22 protein-coding genes are annotated in these 22,036 nt (G+C 53.9%); 11 read left to right on the top strand and 11 right to left on the bottom strand.

The features are described from left to right. Positions 1-35: 35 nt before the first annotated feature. The 7 genes from AV656_RS05435 to AV656_RS05405 all read right to left on the bottom strand — a co-directional run bounded on the left by AV656_RS05435 (position 36) and on the right by AV656_RS05405 (position 7,357). Positions 36-1,256 (bottom strand): MFS transporter, encoded by a 1,221-nt coding sequence (locus tag AV656_RS05435; RefSeq protein ID WP_063179639.1) that lies wholly within the window; start codon positions 1,254-1,256, stop codon positions 36-38. 145 nt (positions 1,257-1,401) lie between these two features. Further along, entirely contained in the window at positions 1,402-2,478 is a 1,077-nt protein-coding gene (locus tag AV656_RS05430; RefSeq protein WP_063179637.1) for an ABC transporter substrate-binding protein, read from the bottom strand. After that, on the bottom strand, positions 2,475-3,275 hold the full coding sequence (locus AV656_RS05425) for an ABC transporter permease (protein WP_063179635.1): 801 nt from the start codon (positions 3,273-3,275) through the stop codon (positions 2,475-2,477). The genes AV656_RS05430 and AV656_RS05425 overlap by 4 nt, the downstream gene beginning before the upstream one ends. Continuing rightward, positions 3,259-4,083 carry an ABC transporter permease gene (locus AV656_RS05420; protein ID WP_063179633.1) on the bottom strand — a complete coding sequence of 275 codons (825 nt, stop codon included), beginning with the start codon at positions 4,081-4,083 and terminating at the stop codon, positions 3,259-3,261. Before AV656_RS05420 ends, AV656_RS05425 begins: the two co-directional genes overlap by 17 nt. After that, positions 4,073-5,179, bottom strand: a complete 1,107-nt coding sequence (locus AV656_RS05415) for an ABC transporter ATP-binding protein (protein WP_063179630.1) — start codon at positions 5,177-5,179, stop codon at positions 4,073-4,075. Before AV656_RS05415 ends, AV656_RS05420 begins: the two co-directional genes overlap by 11 nt. Before the next feature lie 22 nt (positions 5,180-5,201). Then, positions 5,202-5,741 (bottom strand): helix-turn-helix domain-containing protein, encoded by a 540-nt coding sequence (locus AV656_RS05410; protein WP_063179628.1) that lies wholly within the window; start codon positions 5,739-5,741, stop codon positions 5,202-5,204. Between the two features lie 158 nt (positions 5,742-5,899). Then, positions 5,900-7,357 carry a hypothetical protein gene (locus AV656_RS05405; RefSeq protein WP_063179626.1) on the bottom strand — a complete coding sequence of 486 codons (1,458 nt, stop codon included), beginning with the start codon at positions 7,355-7,357 and terminating at the stop codon, positions 5,900-5,902. Between the two features lie 67 nt (positions 7,358-7,424). On the opposite strand from AV656_RS05405, the gene AV656_RS05400 reads away from it, so the two are divergent. Together AV656_RS05400 and AV656_RS05395 are read left to right on the top strand one after the other, a co-directional pair. Then, positions 7,425-7,709, top strand: coding sequence for a hypothetical protein (locus AV656_RS05400; RefSeq protein WP_063179624.1), 285 nt, complete (start codon positions 7,425-7,427; stop codon positions 7,707-7,709). 109 nt (positions 7,710-7,818) lie between these two features. Further along, positions 7,819-8,478: a potassium channel family protein gene (locus AV656_RS05395; protein ID WP_063179622.1), complete on the top strand. Its 660-nt coding sequence runs from the start codon at positions 7,819-7,821 to the stop codon at positions 8,476-8,478. A 99-nt stretch (positions 8,479-8,577) separates the two neighbouring features. On the opposite strand, the gene rnjA is transcribed toward AV656_RS05395, so the two are convergent. Both rnjA and AV656_RS05385 read right to left on the bottom strand, forming a co-directional pair. Next, complete coding sequence (gene rnjA, locus AV656_RS05390) at positions 8,578-10,248, bottom strand: ribonuclease J1 (RefSeq protein WP_063179620.1); 1,671 nt, start codon at positions 10,246-10,248, stop codon at positions 8,578-8,580. A 5-nt stretch (positions 10,249-10,253) separates the two neighbouring features. Next, positions 10,254-10,463 (bottom strand): DNA-dependent RNA polymerase subunit epsilon, encoded by a 210-nt coding sequence (locus AV656_RS05385; RefSeq protein ID WP_063179618.1) that lies wholly within the window; start codon positions 10,461-10,463, stop codon positions 10,254-10,256. 269 nt (positions 10,464-10,732) lie between these two features. On the opposite strand from AV656_RS05385, the gene AV656_RS05380 reads away from it, so the two are divergent. Further along, the gene (locus AV656_RS05380) at positions 10,733-11,506 is read left to right on the top strand and encodes a Cof-type HAD-IIB family hydrolase (protein WP_197462208.1); all 774 of its coding nucleotides are present in this window, start codon (positions 10,733-10,735) and stop codon (positions 11,504-11,506) included. A gap of 63 nt (positions 11,507-11,569) precedes the next feature. Here the strand turns inward: AV656_RS05380 and def are convergent, their stop codons facing one another. After that, positions 11,570-12,136, bottom strand: a complete 567-nt coding sequence (gene def, locus AV656_RS05375) for a peptide deformylase (protein ID WP_063179615.1) — start codon at positions 12,134-12,136, stop codon at positions 11,570-11,572. A 143-nt stretch (positions 12,137-12,279) separates the two neighbouring features. On the opposite strand from def, the gene AV656_RS05370 reads away from it, so the two are divergent. The 6 genes from AV656_RS05370 to AV656_RS05345 all read left to right on the top strand — a co-directional run bounded on the left by AV656_RS05370 (position 12,280) and on the right by AV656_RS05345 (position 19,094). Continuing rightward, a complete protein-coding gene (locus AV656_RS05370; RefSeq protein ID WP_063179613.1) occupies positions 12,280-12,927 on the top strand; it encodes a YkyA family protein in 648 nt (215 codons plus the stop codon). 266 nt (positions 12,928-13,193) lie between these two features. Next, entirely contained in the window at positions 13,194-14,309 is a 1,116-nt protein-coding gene (gene pdhA, locus AV656_RS05365) for a pyruvate dehydrogenase (acetyl-transferring) E1 component subunit alpha (RefSeq protein ID WP_063179611.1), read from the top strand. Positions 14,310-14,312: 3 nt separating this feature from the next. Then, a complete protein-coding gene (locus tag AV656_RS05360; RefSeq protein WP_063179609.1) occupies positions 14,313-15,290 on the top strand; it encodes an alpha-ketoacid dehydrogenase subunit beta in 978 nt (325 codons plus the stop codon). Positions 15,291-15,323: 33 nt separating this feature from the next. After that, positions 15,324-16,673, top strand: coding sequence for a dihydrolipoamide acetyltransferase family protein (locus AV656_RS05355; RefSeq protein WP_063179607.1), 1,350 nt, complete (start codon positions 15,324-15,326; stop codon positions 16,671-16,673). A 3-nt stretch (positions 16,674-16,676) separates the two neighbouring features. Then, entirely contained in the window at positions 16,677-18,086 is a 1,410-nt protein-coding gene (gene lpdA, locus AV656_RS05350) for a dihydrolipoyl dehydrogenase (protein WP_063179605.1), read from the top strand. Between the two features lie 126 nt (positions 18,087-18,212). Next, positions 18,213-19,094: a polysaccharide deacetylase family protein gene (locus tag AV656_RS05345; protein ID WP_063181251.1), complete on the top strand. Its 882-nt coding sequence runs from the start codon at positions 18,213-18,215 to the stop codon at positions 19,092-19,094. 50 nt (positions 19,095-19,144) lie between these two features. Here the strand turns inward: AV656_RS05345 and AV656_RS05340 are convergent, their stop codons facing one another. Continuing rightward, entirely contained in the window at positions 19,145-20,617 is a 1,473-nt protein-coding gene (locus AV656_RS05340; protein ID WP_063179603.1) for an aminotransferase class I/II-fold pyridoxal phosphate-dependent enzyme, read from the bottom strand. Between the two features lie 139 nt (positions 20,618-20,756). Between AV656_RS05340 and AV656_RS05335 the strand changes: the two genes are divergently transcribed. Continuing rightward, complete coding sequence (locus tag AV656_RS05335; protein ID WP_063179601.1) at positions 20,757-21,734, top strand: NAD(P)H-dependent flavin oxidoreductase; 978 nt, start codon at positions 20,757-20,759, stop codon at positions 21,732-21,734. Continuing rightward, a complete protein-coding gene (locus tag AV656_RS05330) occupies positions 21,735-22,025 on the top strand; it encodes a UPF0223 family protein (RefSeq protein ID WP_063179599.1) in 291 nt (96 codons plus the stop codon). It abuts the gene before it with no gap. Positions 22,026-22,036 lie beyond the last annotated feature (11 nt).

Below are 22,036 nucleotides of genomic sequence, written 5' to 3'. Positions count from 1 at the left end.
ACCCGCCATGCAGACGCATGGCGGGTTTGTTCTGTTTATCGGGTTGCCGGAACCTTTCTGGAACGGAGCGTCCGGAGCTGCTCCCGGTGGAGTCTCGCCCAGGAGGCGGTGATGCCGAAGCAGACGAGCAGTACGGCGGTTCCGAAAATATACGGAAGGGCCATGTTCATATCGAACAGCGTGCCCGCAAGCGCGGGTCCGAACATATTGCCCAGGCTCATGTAGGCGTTGATCAGTCCTGCTGCAAATCCCTGTTCATTTCCGGCCATTTTCGAAATGAGCGTATTGAGTGCCGGGCGGAGCAGGGCGGTCGCCGTGAAGAAGAACGTGGAGATGAGCATGAGCGACCAGAACCGGTCCACAAGAAGGATGCCGGTCATTGCAAGGGCCGCTATCAGCAGGTTCACCAGAATAACGCGCATCTCCCCGTACTTCCGGAACAGCGGATCGACGACGAATGTCTGGACAACCACCCCGATAAATCCGCCGATCGTCATGAGTACGGCAATCTCGGACGGCGAGTACGCATATTTCTTGTCCATATACATGGAAATCGTCGCCTGGAAGTTTGCGAGGCCGAACGAGAAGACGAGCGTGATGATCAGCAGGATAAAGTAGTTCATCGCAATGGAGCGCCTCAGTTGACCCACGATGTTCTCCTGCTTTTGCGCCTCCCGTGTATCCGGCCCTTTTTCCGGGCGGGGGTCAGGAAGAATCAGTACAGATGACAATGCGGCAATCAGGGCGACGCTGCAGGCGATATAAAACGGGAACTGAAGGCTCACATTCGAAAGGAATCCCCCGATCGACGGGCCGATCATGAAGCCGAGTGACATGGAGGCACCGAGCCACCCCATCCCTTTTCCCCGGTCATCAAAAGTCGTGATGTCCGCCACGAAGGCCATCATCGGAGGAATCAGGAAAGCCGCACCGAAGCCCGTGATGAACCGGGCGACAAACAGCATCCACAACTCTGTCGCAAGCCCGAATGCAAGCTGCGACAGTCCGAAGACGACCAGCCCGAAGATGATCAGTTTTTTCCTGCCATACCTGTCGGACAGGTTGCCGGAAATCGGGGAGAACAGGAATTGCGCGAGCGCAAAGGCGGAAATGAGGAAGCCCAGCACCTGGCCCGCCGCACCGAATGTCTCCAGGTAAGCAGGCATGATCGGGATGATCAGCCCGATGCCGGACATCGCGATAAACATGTTGAACATGAGGATATACAATGCAGACCGATTGGTTGCCTCCGCCATGCCCGGACCCCCTTTTGAAATTTCGTGTCTCAAACAATTCTACCATACCCATAATACCCGTTACACTTCCCTGTGATGTCTTCGGAGAAAAATATCGGAGAATTGAAAAAACAGCCCGGAATCTGCAGATTCCGGGCTGCCGGATTTAGTTCATGCCCATCTTGAAGCGCAGGAAGCGTTCGTTGTATTCACCGGTCATTTCCGGTCCGAGGTTCCGGTACACTTCAAGGCGTCCGCGGATTTCCTCATCCGGATAGAATCGCTCATCCCCGGTCACTTCCGGGTCCATCAGTTCAAGTCCGGCTGCGTTCGGCGTGGAGTAGCCGACCCAGTCGGCGTTTTGGGCCGCAACTTCCGCATCCAGCATGAAGTTGATGAACTGATGCGCCCCATCGACGTTGTCTGCCGTTTTCGGAATGATCATGTTGTCGAACCAGAGGTTGGAACCTTCCTCCGGGACGGCGAAGTCGATCGATTCGTTGACGTACATCATGTCGAGGGCCTGGCCGGACCAGGTAAGGGCGATGGCCGCCTCGCTCCGCCGCATCATTTCAACAATCTCATCGCCGATGATCGCTTTGACATTCGGCGTGAGCTCATCCAGTTTGGCAGAAGCGGCATTCAGTTCGGACTCATCGGTCGAGTTGAGGGAGTAGCCGAGGCTGTTCAGTCCCATCCCCATCACCTCACGCGCACTGTCGACGAGAATGACCTGCTGGCGGAGCTCGGGGCTCCACAGGTCCTCCCAGCTCGTGAAGTCAAAGTCCTCCTCGAGCAGATCGGGGTTAAAGGCGATGCCGACCGTTCCCCAGAAATAGGGGACGGAGTATTCATTGCCCGGATCGAATGGCAGGTCCAGGAAGTAAGGGTCGATATTGTCCAAATTCGGTATCTTGGAGTGATCAAGCGGGATGAGGAGGTCTTCCTCCTTCATCTTCTCGATCATGTACTCGGACGGCATGGCGACATCATAGGACGTCCCTCCCTGCTCAACCTTCGTCATCATCGCCTCGTTCGAATCGAATGTCTCATAGACGACGCGGATTCCGGTTTCCTCCGTGAACTGATCCAGGAGTTCCGGATCCAGGTATTCACCCCAGTTGTAGACGGTGATGGTGTCGTTGCCCGAGCTGCCCGATGTTTTGCCGAGCTGGCTGTTGATGTAGAGGAGCAGTGCAGATACGACGATGACGGCAACTGCGGCACGGATAATTTCCTTCATTTTTTCACCCCCGTGAAAGGTGTGCGGTTCCGCCGGTTCAGCGCATAGTAGACGAGGACCAGTCCGACGGTGACGACAAAGATCAGGCCGGACAGTGCATTGATCGTCAGCGTAATTCCTGCGCGGGCCATTGAGTAGATTTCGACTGACAGGGTACTGAAGCCGTTGCCGGTGACGAAGAACGTCACGGCAAAGTCATCAAGCGAGTAGGTGAGTGCCAGGAAAAAGCCTGCGAAGATGCCCGGCTTGATGTACGGGATGATGACGCGCGTCAGCACGTCCCTGCCCGATGCGCCAAGGTCGCGGGCGGCATCGATCAGCGAATCGCTCATCTCCAGCAGTTTCGGGAGCACCATGAGGACGACGATCGGTATGCTGAAGGCGATGTGCGAAATCAGCACCGATGCAAATCCGAGGCGCACACCAACTGCGGTGAAGAGAATCAGGAACGACGCCCCGATGATGACGTCCGGACTGACGATCAGCACGTTGTTCAGGGACAGCAGTGTGCTGCGGAGCTTCCGGTTTTTCAGATAGACAATTGCAAGGGCACCAAGAACACCGACTGCGGTTGATACCAGTGCCGACAATAGGGCGACAATGACCGTGTTGAACACGATCATGATCAGCCGGGTGTCTTCGAATACGGCTGCGTAATGTTCCCATGTGAAAGATTCGAACGACGACATCGTCCCGTTCGAGTTGAACGAGTAGAAGATCAGGAAAAAGATCGGCGCATACAGGATGATGAATACAAGCGCAAGAAATAGCTTCTGCACATTACTTTGTTTTCCCAATGGATGCGCCTCCTTTCTCCTTCTGGCCGGTGAACAGCATGATGATGAACATGAACAGGATCAGGAAGACGGCAATCGTCGAGCCCATTCCCCAGTTCTGGGTGACGAGGAACTGCTGTTCAATGGCCGTGCCGAGCGTAATGACCTTGTTTCCTGCAATGAGCCGGGTGATCATGAACAGTGAAAGCGCCGGGATGAAAGTCACCTGAATGCCGGATTTCACGCCGTTCATCGTGAGCGGAAGGATGACCCTGCGGAATGTCGTCCATGGACTTGCCCCAAGATCGCGCGATGCATCAATCAGAGCAGGATTGAGACGGTCAATCGCGTTGAATATTGGAAGGATCATGAACGGAATAAAAATATAGACCGACACGAAAATAAAGCTGAAATCAGTGAACAGCAGCTGTGTGGAACCGATTCCTATTGCTGCGAAAAAGGCGTTGATCGGACCGTACTGACCGAAAATACCGATGAAGGCATAAGTCTTCAGAAGCAGGTTGATCCAGGACGGAATGATGATCAGCAACAGCCAGAGCTGCTTGTGCCTGGTTTTCGTCAGGAAATAGGCGGTCGGATACGCGATCAGCAGCGAGAAAAGCGTGATCAGGAAGGCGTACCAGAACGAGCTGAGCGTCAGCTCCAGATAGATCGAAGAAAAGAACGCCTTGTAGTTGGCAAATGTAAAGTCACCGTGGATATCGAACAGTGAATAGTAGACGACAAGTGCAATCGGCGCGACGACAAACAGTGCGATCCAGGCTCCATAAGGAATGAGGTAAAGCGCACGTGTCGATTTATTCTGCATGGTCGGACACCTCGTAGGACTCTAGCCTCCGGTCGAAATCTTCTTCCGATTCGTTCAGCCTCATGACGTGGATTGCCTCAGGGTCAAAGTCCAGGCCGATCTCGTCGCCGACCTGTGCTTTTTTCGTGGAATGCACGAGCCACTCATTGCCGTCCCGGTCATACGTCGACAGTTCATAGTGAACGCCCCGGAACAGCTGGGTGTCCACCTTCACAACGAGCTTCCCGCGGTCCGGGGAAGTGATCTCCAGGTCTTCCGGACGGATGACGACTTCGATTTTTTCATTAGGGTCCAGGCCTGCATCGACGCACTCAAATTCTCTGCCTGCGAACCGGACGAGATGGTCACGGATCATGACACCGTCCACAATATTGGATTCGCCGATAAAGTCAGCGACAAATCGGTTGATCGGCTCGTCGTAAATATCGATCGGCGTTCCGGATTGGACGATTGCTCCCGCATTCATGACGAAAATCTCATCCGACATCGCGAGTGCTTCTTCCTGGTCATGAGTGACGAAGATGAACGTTTTGCCGAGGCGCTGCTGCAATTCGCGGAGCTCGTATTGCATTTCGGTCCTGAGCTTCAGGTCAAGCGCGGACAGCGGCTCATCAAGGAGGATGATTTCCGGGTCGTTCACGATGGCACGGGCGATGGCGACCCGCTGGCGCTGGCCGCCGGACATCTCGGAAATTTCACGGTCTCCGTATCCCTGAAGGTTGACAAACTGAAGTGCTTCCTCGACACGGCGTTTGACTTCCGCCTGTTTAATCTTCTTAATGCGCAGCCCGAAGGCGACATTCTCGAACACATTCAGGTGCGGGAAGAGGGCGTAGTCCTGGAAAACGGTATTGACCTGTCGCTCGTTTGGCGGGGTGTCGTTGATTTTCTGTCCGTTAAACTGGATTTCGCCGCTGCTGGGCTCGATGAATCCTGCAATCAGGCGGAGAATGGTCGTCTTCCCGCATCCGGAAGGGCCAAGCAGGGTATAAAACTTGCCGCGTTCCATTTCAAAGCTGATGTTGTTCAGAACGGTCGTATCGTCGTTGTACCGCTTGGAGACATTGTCGAAGCGGATAATAGGCTGTTGGGTCATGTCTTACCTCCAATATCAATAATCACAAATACGAATCAGTGGCGACGAGCAGGCATCTGGCCTCCCCGGGGCCGGCATTTGACAGCTGATGCTCATGCGATGCCTCGTAGTAAAGCGCATCGCCCGCACCGGCCATATAACTCTCTGTACCCAATCGGAGCAGGATTTGCCCTTTCAGCACGAAAATGAATGTCTGGGAGAGGGAAGGTTCAAACTCCTTAAATACCCCTCCGGGTCCAAGAACCAGCAGGACAGGCTCCATTTCCTTCTCATTTGACCCGGATACGAGCCAGCGGACGGAATAACCCCGGTCCTCGTCGGTGTTCAGGATATGTTCGTCCTTGCTGAAGACGACTTTGGCCGCAGGGCCATCGTCGAAAAACTCCTTGGGGGATGAACCAAGTACTTCCAAAAGAGAAAACAGGGTTTCGATGGACGGCGAAGTATGATCGCGTTCAAGCTGGGAGATGTAGCCCTTGCTCAAATCCGTCCGCTCGCCCAGTTCTTCCTGTGTGAGCCCTTTTTTCAGCCGTAGCTGCTTGATTTTTTTCCCGATTTGCATGGGCAGCCTCCTGTGGAGTTTACTTATAATAAACTTTAAGTTTAGCAATAGCGGATTTTATTATACAAAATCCATTTGTGATTGCAAGAGAAAATGGCTAATTTACAAAAGGAAAATCAAAAAGCCCGGCGCGCTGCTGAAGCGTGCCGGACAAAAGATCAGAAGTCCAGATCATCGAATTTTCTTTTGAGTTTACGCCAAGTAATGCGGCCGAGATAAGTGAAGAACAGGTAGATGGACATGCCGATGCCGAGAAGAGCGGTAATCAGCGCGATCCAGCCGAACAATCCGTATGAAGTAATCTCACGCCAGCTTGTATCGTTTTTCCAATCTTCGATTACAAGGTTCATCCCGTAGATGCCTGAGATGACCGTAAAAACCGTAAGGAAGAAGAGGAGAAGATTCATCCTGTTTGCGGCCGCGTTTTCCTGTGTCCGGTACAGCTCATCCAGCGTGGTGCGAACTTCCTGGAAAAGGTCGTCAAGGCTGAATGCATGCCTGAAGAGCAGACCGAGTTCCCGCCCTTCCTGGCGGACACTGACATGCTTAAAGTAATACCAGGACGAGAAAATCGTGATCAGCTCAATCAGACGTTTCAGATATTCTTCATCCTTGTCCCATTGGAGCCGGCTGTACTCGAACGATACACGGAGGAGCATGATCCTGTAAAAGTAGTGCAACAGAAAATTGTAGTAGTGTGTTCCCATAAAGTGGGCCAGCGGGCGCTGCATCTCCTCGGGGCTTTTCGTGGTCACATTGGTATAGGAGAAGTCTGTGGCCAGCGTATACAGGTTCGGTGCCCAGCGGTCGTGCAGATATTCGTCCAAATAGTCCTTTATGTAGGTCATGTTGGATGATGAGATGAACGGTTTACCGTCAGGGCTGATTCCGTCGACCCTGCCGATCCGGAACAACTGCTCATCCGTAATTTCCGTTCCCGGCTCGGCGAACAGGAAGGAAGTGACGAACATCCGCTCATCCTCGAAATACGGCAGGCTGCCGAAATACCCTGTGAGCCGCTCATCATGGATGATATACGGCCTGATTGCCGAGGCGAGCCGTTCAAGAAGAAACTCGTGGACACTTGAGAATTCTTTGCCGTCTTCACAATAGATGACGGAACCCTTTTCTTCCTTCAGCCTGTTTTCCGTCGCCCTGAAATGCTGCATAAAGTTGAGGACGGAGGACAGTGGCAGATCTTTGTCCTGCAGACGTACTCTGGACGTCAGAAATGCGATGCCGAAAGGCCCAAGAGTCACATCCAGGCTCATGAAGCGGAATGGATACCGTTCTCCGTCTGCAGTCAATGAGAAATCTTCGCCGACCACCTTGTAGAAACGATGGAAGCCGTATTCTTCAACAGTCGGGGGGAAGATTTTACGTTCCACGTAGGGGAGAAAGTACTGATCCAGTTCTTCCTGGGAAATCTCGACAGATCCTTCATAGAGATCATTGATCCGCCCCCCGGGATCTTCCAGTGTGAAAAAGTGAAAGCCATCTTTACCTAGGGCATCCGCCGCTTTTCGGATCTGTTTTTTCCTATAGGCAAACGGAAGGATAAAGGAGAGATATCCGTCATTTACGACGAAGTCTTTCGTATCAGGAACCTCAGCCATGTTTTCACCGCGATTCATTGTAGTTTTGGGATGATGTGGTACACTATTGGAAAAAGGAGGGGTGGCAATGGGCAAGAACAATTTCTTCCCGGGTCCGGACCATGGCCGGGGGCGCAGCCGCAATGGCGTAACGCCCGTCATCGAAGGGGTTTTTCTGATGACAAAAGACCGCATCATTCCATATGAAGAGCTGGATGATTATTGTGAATTCTGTCTGGAACCACTGTCCTACGATGCCACCTATGATTCCGCGTATTGCGCCGGTTGCAATGAGTGGCGCGAAGAAACCTGCACTGATCCGAAATGTCAATTCTGCACGGACCGGCCAAAGCGTCCGTTTGATCGTGGCTGAACAGCCTCCCTATCATCCTTTCCTTTTTCGGGGTAGGCGTAAACGGGATTTGTAGCTGTAATTTTCGTGCGGTCCGCACCGGGCGGGCCGGCGGCTGGAGGCATGGATGATGAAGAAAGAATTTGTCGTAGTCGGACTGGGGCGATTCGGCGGAAGCATCTGCCGGGAATTGGTCGAGCAGGGGGCGGACGTCCTCGCAATTGACCAGGATTCTGAGCGGGTGGACGAGTTCGCTGCTATTGCCACACAGGCTGTTGTGGCGGATACGACCGACGAGCAGGCGCTTGTGTCGCTCGGCATCCGGAATTTCGAACACGTGATTGTCGCAATCGGGGAGGATATCCAGTCCAGCATCCTGACCACCCTGATCCTGAAGGAACTGGGCGTCGAAAAAATCACAGTGAAGGCCCAAAACGACTATCACGCGAAGGTGCTCCAGAAAATTGGGGCAGACCAGGTCGTCCATCCCGAGCGGGACATGGGGATCCGGATCGCGAACAATATGATTTCAAATAACATCCTCGATTATCTCGAGTTATCCGAAGAGCATTCCATCATGGAGATCAAGGCGAATGAAATGCTTGCGGGCCATTCCATCCTGGATCTCGATATCCGGGCCAGGTATGGCATCAACATCGTGGCAATCAAGAGGGGGGAAGACGTAGTGGTCTCCCCGATGGCGGAGGAACCGATCCATGAAGGGGATATTCTGATTATCATCGGCTCCGATGCGGATATCCTGCGTTTTGAGAAGAAAGCGCTGCATTGAGCAGCACTGAAAGCCCCGGCGGTATTTTGCCGGGGCTTTCTTGCGGTCGATAAGAATAAAAAAGCTGCACGGATTGGGTATCCGTGCAGCTTTTTTCAATCAGACTTCCATGACGACCGGAAGAATCATCGGTTTTCGCTTGGTCTGTTCGTACAGGTACGGGCCGAGGATATCCGTGATCTGGCTTTTCAGCGCCTCGGTATCCGGCGTGTCAGAGTTGGCGACCGACTGGCGGAGCCGGCGGTTCAGCATCGACTGCGCCTCGTTGATCATTTGCCCGGATTCACGCATGTAGACGAATCCGCGGGAGATCAGATCAGGGCCGGCGACAATTTTGCCTTTGGCCTTGTTCAGCGTGACAACTACGATGACCAAGCCGTCTTCGGACAGAACGCGGCGGTCACGCAGGACGACATTGCCGATGTCGCCGATTCCGCTGCCGTCGATGTAGACGTCACCCGACGGAATCCGGCCCGCCAGATGAGCCTCATCCGGACTCAGCGCGAGAACATCGCCATTCTCCATGATGAAGATATTGTCCTCCGGCACATCGCACTGGACGGCAAGACCGGCGTGGGTCTTCAGCATCCGGTATTCCCCGTGGATCGGCATGAAGAACTTCGGCTTGATCAGGCGGAGCATGAGCTTCTGCTCCTGCTGGGAACCGTGCCCGGATGTGTGGATATTGTTGAGTGACCCGTGAATGACTTCAGCGCCTGCACGGAACAGCAGGTTGATCGTCCGGTTGACGCTGGCGATATTGCCCGGAATCGGGGATGAGGAGAAGATGACCGTATCCCCGGGCTGAATCTGGATCTGGCGGTGAGTGCCGTTTGCAATCCTCGAAAGGGCCGCCATCGGTTCACCCTGGCTTCCCGTACAGAGGATCATGACCTCGTTCGCAGGAAGACGGTTGAGTGTCTGGGTATCCACAAACATTTCTTTCGGTGCATCGATGTACCCGAGTTCCGTGCCGATGGTGATGGCGTTGTCCATGCTCCGCCCGAACACGGCGATTTTCCTGCCATGACGGATGGCGGCTTCGACAGCCTGCTGGAGCCGGTAGATGTTGGAGGCGAAGGTCGCAAAAATGATGCGTCCGTTCACCTTCCGAAAAATTTCGTCAATGCTTTCACCGACGGTTTTCTCTGACATCGTGAAGTCGGGCACTTCCGCATTTGTACTGTCGGAGAGCAGGCAAAGGACGCCCTCTTCTCCGATCTGGGCCATTTTCGCCAGGTTTGCAGGCTCGCCGACCGGGGTGAAGTCAAACTTGAAGTCACCTGTGTGGACGACATTTCCGGGAGGCGTTTTCACGACAATCCCGAATGCATCCGGAATACTGTGTGTCGTCCTGAAAAAGCTGACGGATGTCTTTCTGAACTTGAACACGTCATCTTCTTCCACCTCGATCAGCTTCGTGCGGCGGAGGAGCCCATGCTCCTCAAGCTTGTTTCGCAGGAGGCCCAGCGCCAGCTTGCCGCCGTAGACCGGGATGTTGACTTTCTTGAGCAGGTACGGAATACCGCCGATATGGTCTTCATGTCCGTGTGTGATGAAAAGACCTTTTACTTTGTCGACATTCCGCTCGATGTACGTGTAGTCGGGAATCACATAGTCGATGCCCAGCAGATCATCTTCCGGGAACATGATCCCGGCATCGATCAGGATGATTTCATCCTGGAATTGGACACCATACGTGTTCTTGCCGATTTCGCCCAGTCCGCCGAGCGCAAATACGGCTGTCTGATCATTCTTGACCGATTTCATCCGGGTCACACCTGTTCGACGTGGAAGTCAGGCGATTTTTGCTCGTATTCCAGATGGCCGTCTTCCAATGCTTGGATGTGTTCGATGTAGAGTTCGCGCTCTTTCAGCGCAGCGCGCACGGCACGGACAGATTCTGCTTCGACATACAAGGTTTTTGTGTTTTCGCGGACTGGTACTTCATGCATGTTTTCTTGATAGTACACTTTGTAGATCATGGTCTGCTCTCCTTTTTCACGTTCAAATACTTGCCATATCGTTTATAATAGCATGCGGGCCCGGTGAAATAAAGAAAAGCCCCCGTAAACGCGGGGGCATGAGATCGCTATGCAATGGACTTCTTGCCGAGGATGCCATTGAGCCGCTTCAACCATTTGCGTTTCAGGCGTTTCAGCATGGCTATCACTCCTTGTGTCCTATTATAGGCCTTTTTGAATGTTCTGTCAAGGCTTTTTTTAGGGAATTGTATAGGAAGGCGGAGATTGAAATGATGAAGAATATCCTCTTTTTCGACATTGACGGCACCCTGTACGACCATGATAAAAAATTACCCGATTCAGCCAAAAAAGCGGTTCTGGCCGCCCGTGAAAAGGGCCATCTCATTGCCATTGCAACGGGGCGGGCGCCATTCATGATCGGCCCGGTGCTTGAAGACCTGGACATTGATACATACATTTGCTTTAACGGACAATATGTCGTTCACAGGGGCGAGCTGATTCATGGCGGCGTCATCGAACCGGATATCCTGGCCCGAATCAAGACGAAAGCGGACAGGGACGGTTTCCCGCTTATTTTCATGGATGATCGGGAAATGGTCGCGACTGAGACCGGACACCCGCATGTCGGAGACAGCCTGAGTTCACTCAAAATGCCTTATCCGAGGGCATCGGAAACGTTCTACAGGGAGAGGCCGATCCATCAGGCGCTTCTGTTCTGCACTGAGCAGGAGGAGCTGGCCTATGTTGAGGCTTTCCCGGAAATGAAGTTTGTCCGCTGGCACCGCACGTCAACTGATATCCTGCCGGCCGGCACCTCCAAGGCCGAGGGGATGCAGCGGATTCTTGAACGTGAAGGGCTGACGATGGACGATGCCGTCGCATTCGGAGACGGTCTGAATGACATCGAAATGCTCAAGGCTGCGGGTGTCGGCGTGGCTATGGGAAATGCTCACGAAGAAGCCAAAAAACGGGCCGACTACATCACAGGTGACGTTGCCGAAGACGGCATCGCGAGGATCCTGGACCGGCTTAAACTCATCTGAACAAAAAAAGCAGACAGGCCCGGCCTGTCTGCAATGGACCCGAGCCGCGTTGCGGTCCGGGTTTTATTTTTCTTCATCCGCATTCAGCGGTTCCGCATCAGGGTATTCCCGGAACGGCTTGTCAGGATCGATATGGTCGTAGAACATCACGCCGTTCAGATGGTCAAGCTCGTGCTGGAAGGCGATTGCCTGCAGGCCTTTCAGGCGCTTTTTGATCGGTTCTCCCTCCGGAGTGAAGCCCTTGACCGTGATCTTGGAGTAGCGCGGCACAAAGCCGGGCACATCTCTGTCTACCGACAGGCAGCCCTCTCCTCCCGGAAGATAGGACCTCTTGGCAGAGTGGCTCACGATTTTCGGGTTGATGATGGTCATGCTGAGCGGCTCCGTCCCCTCATCGACCATATGCAGGGCGAACATCCGCTTTGGCACGTCAATCTGGTTGGCTGCGATGCCGATTCCCGCGCGCAATCCGTATTTTTCAGCCTTCTCCGGATCCTGGCTGTTTTTCAGGAACTCGAGCATCTCGGCAGCAATCGTCTTTTCTTCCTGTGTGAGCGGAAAATTCATTTCCTCCGCTTTTTTCCGGAGGGTCGGATGACCTTCGCGGATAATCTGATCCATCGTAATCATGGCAGCTGACTTCCTTTCGTACGGTATACCTTATTTTTCATTATATACGCTCCGGCTGGTTGATGAAACAAAATGTCCCGTCTGATTGAAAACGTCGCGCTCAACGAATATAGTAGAAACAGGAAAGGGAAGGGGAGACCGAAATGAAAAAGAGATTCGCGGGCACAGCGCTTGCTGCGGCGATGCTCCTTTCCGCCTGCTCTTTCGGTGCATCAGCCGAAGACCGGCTTTCTGATGCGATCGGAACGATCCAGGAAAAGGAGCAGCCGTTCCTGGAGGCACAGGAGAAAATGGCATCGCTGGAAAAAGAAGAGTTTGGAAAGTTTAACGAAATGATGGAGCTAACCCAGGAAGACCGTGAGGAACTGTCTGCACTGGCAGGAGAGGCGGGCGAATCTGCAGACGAACGCCTCAGCCTTCTGGAAGAGGGTAAAGAGGCACTGGACAAAGCGGAGAAGGAACTGTCCGGGCTCGATGAAATCGGCAAGGACGAAGAAGCCTCTGTGAAGGAGGCTGTCGGGAAGCTGAAGCAGTCGATGTCCGACCGGTATGCCGCGCATGAGGAATTCTCCGAGGTTTATGAAAAGACAACCGGCTTGCAAAAAGAGCTGTATAACCTGGCGACGGATGAAGCGGCCGACTTCCAGGCGATCCAGCAGAAAGTTGAAGCCGTCAATGATGGAAATGCAGAAGTGACGGCCGCGGCTGATGCGTTCAACGAAGCCACGGAAGCCGTCAACGAGCAGAAAAAAGCCGCCTATTCCGCAATTGGCGACACTGAAGAAAATTGAATGTCCTGAAGCCCGGAAGCATCGTCTTTCGGGCGTTTTTTCGTTTTCATAAAGGGAATACTGGAAATGTTGGCGGATGCGCGCTAAAACAAAAGAAGTTTATGTGTTAATACAGATGACTTCTAATTTCAGTGTGTACTAATACTAAAAGCGCTTTCAAACCCTTGTATTGACTAGCATTTTCCTGTCTTGTATAATTCAATCCGAATGAAGTGTACCAATTCTAGAAAGTAAAACGATAATACAGTTAAAGGAGAGTTGCCGCAATGGCTGCCAAGAAGGCGAACGCATTCGATCCGGAACAAACCCTCCGTGAAATCGAAGACAAATTCGAAATGCTCCAGGTTCTCAATGAAGAAGGGGAAATCATCAATAAAGAGATGGATCCGGGACTGAGCGATGAGCAACTGACCGAACTGATGACCCGTATGGTCTGGACAAGGATCCTGGATCAGCGCTCCATTTCCCTGAACCGCCAGGGACGGCTCGGCTTCTATGCGCCGACTGCAGGCCAGGAAGCTTCCCAGCTTGCCTCCCAATACGCATTGGAAAGCGAAGACTTTATCCTTCCGGGCTATCGTGACGTGCCGCAGATCATTTTCCATGGTCTTCCGCTTGAGCAGGCCTTCCTGTGGTCACGCGGACACTTCCATGGAAGCGATGTTCCGGACGGCGTCAATATCTTCCTGCCTCAGATCATCATCGGTGCCCAGTACATCCAGGCTGCCGGCGTTGCGCTCGGCAAGCAGAAGCGCGGAGAAAAGTCGGTTGTCATCACCTATACCGGCGACGGCGGGACTTCCCAGGGTGACTTCTATGAAGGGATCAACTTTGCGGGGGCATACAACTCGCCGGCGATCTTTATCATCCAGAACAACCAGTATGCCATCTCGACGCCGCGTTCCCTTCAGACAAAAGGGAAAACACTTGCCCAGAAGGGGATTGCGGCTGGAATTCCTAGCGTACTCGTTGACGGAATGGACCCGCTGGCCGTCTATGCGGTCACAAAGCAGGCCAGGGAGCGTGCTCTGAACGGCGGCGGCCCGACACTCATCGAGACGATGTGCTACCGTTACGGGCCGCATACGATGGCCGGTGACGATCCGACCCGCTACCGTACATCCGAAACTGATTCGGAATGGGAAAAGCGCGATCCGCTCATCCGCTTCCGTAAGTATCTGGAAGGCAAAGACCTCTGGAACGAGGAAAAGGAAAACGAAGTGATCGACCGCGCCAAGGAAGAGATCAAAGCCGCCATCAAGAAGGCGGATGCCGCTCCGAAACAGAAAGTGAGCGACTTCCTCAATATCATGTACCGCGGTGAGATGCCTCAGAACGTGAAAGAACAGCTTGACATCTATACAGAGAAGGAGTCGAAGTAACCGATGGCACAAATGACGATGATCCAGGCGATTACGGATGCTCTCCGTACTGAGCTGAAAAACGATGAAAATGTCCTCGTCTTCGGGGAGGACGTCGGCGTTAACGGAGGCGTCTTCCGTGCTACGGAAGGACTCCAGAAAGAATTTGGAGAAGACCGCGTATTCGACACGCCGCTGGCCGAATCCGGCATCGGCGGCCTGGCGGTAGGTCTATCGCTGCAAGGTTTCCGTCCTGTACCGGAAATTCAGTTTTTCGGGTTTGTCTATGAAGTGATGGACTCCATCAGCGGCCAGCTGGCACGGATGAGCTTCCGCAGTGCCGGCCATTTCCACGCACCGGTCACCATCCGCTCGCCGTTTGGCGGCGGGGTCGCCACACCTGAAATGCACGCAGACAGCCTGGAAGGGCTTATGGCACAACAGCCGGGCCTAAAAGTGGTCATCCCATCAGGGCCTTACGATGCGAAAGGTTTGCTGATTTCTTCAATCCGCGACGAAGATCCTGTCATTTTCCTTGAACATATGAAGCTGTACCGCTCATTCCGCGAAGAAGTCCCGGAGGAAGAGTACACCATTCCTCTTGGCAAGGCGGAAGTAAAGAAAGAAGGATCGGATCTGTCAATCATCACATATGGCGCAATGGTCCGCGAAAGCCTGAAAGCAGCAGAGGAACTCGAGAAGGAAGGCCATTCCGTTGAAGTGATTGACCTTCGCACGGTCCAGCCGATTGATGTAGAAACCATCATTTCTTCGGTCGAGAAAACCAACCGGGCGATCGTAGTCCAGGAAGCACAGCGCCAGGCGGGCATCGCCGCTAACGTGGTTGCAGAAATCACGGAACGTGCGATCCTGAGCCTGGAGGCACCTGTACTCCGTGTGACGGCTCCGGATACCATTTATCCATATGCGCAGGGCGAGAACACTTGGCTGCCTGCAGCAAAGGATATCGTAGAAGCCGCTAAGAAAGTTCTCGAATTCTGATAGCCGATTTTTATAAAAGAAAGGGTGAGAGGCGTGGCATTTGAATTTCGTATGCCGGATATCGGTGAAGGCATCCATGAGGGAGAAATCGTAAAGTGGTTCGTCAATAAAGGCGATACCATCCAGGAAGATGACGTCCTGTGCGAAGTGCAGAACGACAAAGCGGTTGTCGAAATTCCTTCCCCGGTGGACGGGACAGTAGAAGACATCCTGGTCGGTGAAGGAGAAGTTGCAGTGGTCGGGGATCTCCTCATCAAGATTGATTCTCCTGACCATCCGGGCGGTGAAGAGGAAGCTGAAGACTCCGGCACGGACAAAACCGATGATCAGGTTCAGGCTTCCCTTGAATCCGGACAGGATCTTCAAAAAGAAGAATCGCCGAAAACGGAGAAAGACCAGGGGACAGCGCCTGCAGCTGCACAAAAGTCGGACAAGGCAAAGGGCGGCCGTGTGATCGCCATGCCGTCGGTCCGGAAGTATGCACGCGACAATGACGTCGATATCCACGAGGTCGAAGGAAGCGGCAAAAACGGCCGCATCCTTAAGGAAGATGTGGATGCGTTCATGAGCGGCGGCCAGCAGCCGGCTGAAGGACAGGAATCTGCGGCAGCCCAGGAAACCGCGCCTGCAGGAGAAGAAAAGGCACGTCCGGCTGCAGCTGCACAGCTGCCGGAAGGGGAATTCCCGGAGACCCGGGAGAAGATCTCCCCGATCCGCAAGGCGATCGCCAAAGCGATGGTCAACTCGAAGCACACCGCTCCGCATGTCACGCACCTTGATGAAGTCGATGTGACGGCTCTTGTCGAACACCGCAGGAAGTTCAAAGAAATTGCTGCTGAAAAGGACATCAAGCTGACGTATCTGCCATATGTCGTCAAGGCACTTGTCAGCACGCTCCGTGAGTATCCTCAGCTGAACGTGTCCTACGACGATTCGACGGAAGAAGTGATTCAGAAACACTACTTCAACGTAGGGATTGCAGCAGATACAGATCGCGGACTTCTCGTTCCGGTTATCAAGAATGCAGACCGCAAGTCTGTTTTCTCCATCTCTGATGAAATCAACCAGCTTGCAGCGAAAGCCCGTGACGGAAAGCTGGCTCCAAATGAGATGAAGGGCGGCTCGATGTCCATCTCGAACCTCGGCTCTGCAAGCGGACAGTGGTTCACACCGGTCATCAACCATCCGGAAGTCGCAATCCTCGGAATCGGTCGCATTGCAGAAAAACCTGTTGTCAAAAATGGTGAAATCGTGGCGGCTCCTATGTTAGCATTGTCATTGAGCTATGATCACCGGATGATCGATGGCGTCACGGCCCAGCAGGCGCTGAACCATATCAAGCGGCTGTTGTCGAATCCGGAACTTTTACTAATGGAGGCGTAAAAAATGGTAGTAGGTGATTTTCCAATTGAAACAGATACACTCGTCATCGGGTCCGGCCCGGGAGGATATGTTGCAGCGATCCGCGCAGCACAGACCGGCCAGAAAGTGACGATTGTAGAACGTGAAAATCTTGGCGGCGTTTGCCTGAACGTAGGCTGCATCCCGTCCAAAGCGCTCATCAGTGTCGGCCACCGCTTTGTCGAAGCACAAGGGGCAGACAACATGGGCATCAGCACCTCCGATGTAAAACTAGACTTCTCCAAGGCGCAGGAATTCAAAAACAGCGTCGTCAAGAAATTGACAGGCGGAGTCGAAGGCCTCCTGAAAGGCAACAAAGTTGAAATCGTACAGGGCGAAGCTTACTTTGTCGACGCCAACACAGTCCGTGTCATGGATGATAAATCCGCACAGACTTATAAATTCAAGAATGCGATTCTCGCAACAGGATCCCGTCCTGTAGAGATTCCTTCGTTCAAGTTCTCGAAGCGCATCATCGATTCGACAGGCGCACTTAACCTTGAAGAAGTGCCAGGCAAGCTGGTCGTCATCGGCGGCGGCTATATCGGCACTGAGCTCGGATCGGCCTATGCCAACCTCGGTTCTGAAGTGACGATCCTCGAAGGCGCGAAGGACATCCTCGCCGGCTTCGAAAAGCAGATGACGCAGATCGTCAAAAAAGGACTCAAGAAAAAAGGTGTCGAAATCGTCACGCAAGCAATGGCGAAGGGCGCTGAAGAAACAGACAATGGCGTCAAAGTCACTTACGAAGTCAAAGGCGAGGAAAAGTCGATCGAAGCGGACTATGTCCTCGTTACGGTCGGCCGCCGTCCGAACACGGACGAGATGGGTCTTGAAGAAGCCGGCGTGAAATTCGGCGAGCGCGGACTGATCGAAGTCGACCGCCAAGGCCGCACAAGCGCGTCCAACATTTATGCAATCGGTGATATCGTGCCGGGCCCTCAACTCGCCCACAAGGCGTCGTATGAAGGGAAAATCGCAGCGGAAGCCATTGCCGGAGAAAAATCGGAAGTGGACTACATGGCCATCCCGGCTGTGTGCTTCACCGATCCGGAACTGGCAACAGTCGGCCTGAACGAAGAGCAGGCGAAAGAGGAAGGCTATGAAGTGACAGCGGGCAAATTCCCGTTCGGTGCAAACGGCCGTGCGCTCGCACTGGATGCTTCTGACGGCTTCGTCAAGCTGGTCTCCCGCAAGGAAGACGGTCTTCTTCTTGGCGCGCAAATTGTCGGTGCAGGTGCGTCCGATATGATTGCGGAACTCGGCCTTGCCATCGAAGCGGGCATGACAGTCGAAGATATTGCCATGACCATCCATGCTCACCCGACACTCGGAGAGATCTCGATGGAAGCGGCAGAAGTGGTTCTCGGCAACCCGATCCACATCCTGAAATAATCACACTGTAAGAGAGCGGACTTTCCGCTCTCTTTTTTTATTTCCATGAACTCCCTTCGTCGGATTGTGCCGAGCCCTGCGGCGGTGATAGACTGATAGATGGGAAGGGGCGTGACTCAGAAAATGATGCTTAAACTCAAATGGTTGACGGCTGCAGTGCTCGCTGCCATCCTGCTCGCAGGCTGCGCAGGCCAGGAGGATACCGCAGACAGCGGTACGGAAGAATCGCAGGACCGTCCGGATGAACAAACCGGAGAAGGGGCGGACAGCGGAGGCACAAAGGGAAATTCCGCGGAAGAAGCCGCTGAGGAAAAAGAGGCGGACAGCGAAGACGGACAGGTTCCGGCTGCTGCGGAACCTGCCGAACCGCTCTATGAGCTGAATGAAGCCAATTGGTCGTTTCAGCCGATCGGTGACGCTGAACCGAAGGCAGCCCTGCTGACATTCGATGATGCACCGGACAAGCATGCGCTTGAGATGGCGAAAACCCTGAAGGAACTGGATGCGCCGGCCATCTTTTTTGTCAACGGCCACTTTATCGATACCGATGAGGAAAAGGCAGTGCTGAAGGAGATTCATGAAATGGGATTCCCGATCGGCAATCATACGATGTCACATCCGAATCTTCAGCAGATTCCAGAAGATGCCCAGCGCGAAGAAATTCTGGGTGTCAATGAAATTGTGGAGCAGGTGACGGGAGAGAAGCCGAAGTTCTTCCGCGCCCCGTTCGGGGTAAATACGGATTTCACCCGGCAACTTGCAGCGGACGAGGGGATGCTCCTCATGAACTGGACCTATGGTTTCGACTGGGAACCGGCATACCAGAATGCTGAAGCCCTCGCTGATATCATGGTCAACACGGAGTATCTGAACAACGGGGCAAACCTGCTCATGCATGACCGTGAATGGACGGCAGCTGCCCTTCCAAAGATTGTTCAGGGACTGCGTGACAAAGGATACACGCTGATCGATCCCGCGACCATCAAAATGCCGGAAAAGGCCCAATAAAAATGGAGAGCACCGGAAACTTTCCGGGCTCTCCATTTTTTCATATTCACTCACGATATGATCGGCATTCTCTCTTTGATGACGAGGAGGTTCCGCAGCGTGTCGTCTTCGGGTCCCTGGACAGGCAGACCGGCTTCCATGTTCATGCGGATGTAGTCGATGTTATCACGTGTCACGATTTCACCGGGGATGACAATCGGGATTCCCGGAGGATACACCATGATAAATTCAGCGGAAATGCGTCCCTCCGCTTCATCGAGCGGGATGGCCTCCGTCTGCGAGTAAAAAGCATCCCGCGGGGTCAGTGCAAGTGCCGGAATCTCCGGAAGGGCGACAAACGGGGGCTGTTCGGAACCGTCCGGCGCGAACGTATCTGCCATCCGCTTGAGCGCATTGACCAGAAGGCTGACTTCTTTTCCGGTATCCCCGATCGTCAGTATGCACAGGATATTGTACAGGTCGGAAAGCTCAACCTCGATATTGGCGTTTTCCCGCAGCCACACTTCAGCCTGGCTGCCGGTGATCGACAGATCTTTTACGCTGATCAGGAGCTTTGTCGGGTCGGTATCGTAGGTGGCGGAACTCCGGATCAGTTCACGGCCCGGGCACCATAGGCCCGGGATTTTATTGATCCGTTTTCTTGCATCCTTTGCCAGGCGGATCGTTTCATCCAGAAGATCGCTTCCGTGCATGGCGAGCTGCCTGCGGGCGCAGTCGATTGACGCCAGAATCGGATAGGAGGTGGACGTGGTCGTCAGCATCGACAGGATGGACTGGACACGCTTGGTCGACACAAGTCCCTCCCGAACATTCAGGACAGAGCCTTGCGTCATCGCGCCGCCCAGCTTGTGTACGGAAGTGGCGGCCATGTCGGCCCCTGCCTGCATAGCGGATACGGGCAGGCTGTCATTAAAGTGGATATGGACCCCGTGTGCCTCGTCGACCAGCACCGGTATGCCGTAGCCATGGCTGATGTCAACGATCCGCTCCAGGTCTGCACATACCCCGTAGTAGGTAGGATTGATGACGAGCAGGCCCTTTGCATCCGGATGGGCCGCAAGTGCTGTTTCCGCGGCTTCCGCAGAAATTCCGTGCGAAATGCCGAGCTCCGGGTCAACTTCCGGATGGATGAACACCGGCACGGCTCCGGCAAAGACGATTGCGGACATGACAGACTTATGGACATTTCGCGGGACGATGATTTTGTCCCCGGGTTCACAGACGCTGAGGATCATCGTCATGATCGCACCGCTCGTCCCCTGTACGGAGAAAAAGGTGTAATCGGCCCCGAATGCTCTGGCGGCCAGTTCCTGTGCTTTGTGGATGGCCCCTTTTGGCGAATGGAGGTCATCCAGCGGAGCGATGTTGATCAGGTCGACAGACAGGATGTTATCTCCTGCAAATTCCCGGAATGCGGGATCCATCCCGCGCCCCTTTTTGTGGCCCGGGATGTGGAATTGTATCGGATGACGGTTCCGGTGTTTCAGGAGCGCGTCGAATAATGGTGTTTCGAGCTGTGACAATCTGGAGCCCCCTCGTTCTCATGATGCAGGATATCAATGGGCTATTATAGCACCGACTGCCATCAAATGTCACCGAAATTCACGGTACAGTTCAACTTCACCTCCCCATGAGATAAGATGGAGACAAGGGGGGATCGACATGGAATGGAACACAAGGATCACTGAACTGCTCGGCATCAAGTATCCGATCATTCAGGGGGGGCTGGCCTATCTCGCTTATGCTGATCTGGCCGCTGCTGTCTCGAACGCAGGGGGACTCGGGCAGATTACCGCCATGAGCCTGCCCGGACCTGATGAGCTCCGCTGGGAAATCCGGAGGGTAAAAGAAATGACGGACAAGCCTTTCGGGGTCAACTATGCAATCGGCCAGCACGGGCGGCCATACGAACATATGCTGGATGTCGCCATTGAAGAGGGAGTCCCTGCGGTCACGATGACAGGAGGCAATCCGGCGCCCCTGCTTGATCGGCTGGAAGGGACCGGTATCCGGAAACTGGTGCTTGTTGCCGCGGTACGCCAGGCACAGAAGGCGGAGAGCCTGGGAGCGGATGCCGTCATGGTAGTCGGCCAGGAGGGCGGCGGGCATCTTGGCAGGGATGACATCGGAACGATGGTCCTTGTGCCCCGTGTTGTCGACAGCGTCTCGATTCCGGTGGTCGCTTCCGGAGGAATCGGGGACGGAAGGGGCTGGATGGCTGCGCATGCACTGGGTGCGGAAGGCATTGAGATGGGAACCCGCTTCATCGCAACCAAGGAATGCGTGGATGCTTCCGATGCCTACAGAAAAGCGCTCCTGGCCGCTTCCGAGACGGGGACAAGCATCATCAAGCGGTCGATCGGTGCCCCTGCCCGTGTTCTGAAGGGCAGCTGGACCGAGAAGATTCTAGAAATCGAGCAGAAGACTCCGACGTACGAAGCGCTGAAAAGCTATATCAGCGGCGAGGCGAACCGGCGCTTTATCCATGAGGGGCATGAGGATGAAGGGTTCGGCTGGGCAGGACAGGTAACCGGCCTCATCGAAGATGTGCCGACCGTGCGGGAGCTGTTCGGCCGAATGGCGAAAGAAGCCGGACAGATCCGTGCAAGATGGGGCACCGGCAAAAACGGGGAGGAATGAATGATGGCAAGTGAAGGATATTCCTATCCGCTCCGGACGGATTGGACAACAGATGAAATCATTGATGCGGTCAAGTTTTTCGAAGCGGTTGAAAAAGCGTACGAAAGCGGAATCCGGCGCGGGGAACTGATGAATGCATACCGGAAATTCAAGGAGATTGAGCCTTCAAAGTCCGGGGAAAAGAAATTGTTTGCCGAGTTCGAAGAAGCAAGCGGCTATGCAGCCTATCCCGTTATCAAGAAGCTGAAAGACCTGCCGGATGAAGCCATCATTAAAGGAGCGGGGCGATAAGCCGCCGCTCC

The sequence above is a fragment of the Bhargavaea cecembensis genome (assembly GCF_001619585.1).
GTDB lineage: Bacteria > Bacillota > Bacilli > Bacillales_A > Planococcaceae > Bhargavaea > Bhargavaea cecembensis_A.
Note: the sequence above shows the minus strand (reverse complement) of the source record. Positions and strands in the feature narration are given on the sequence as shown.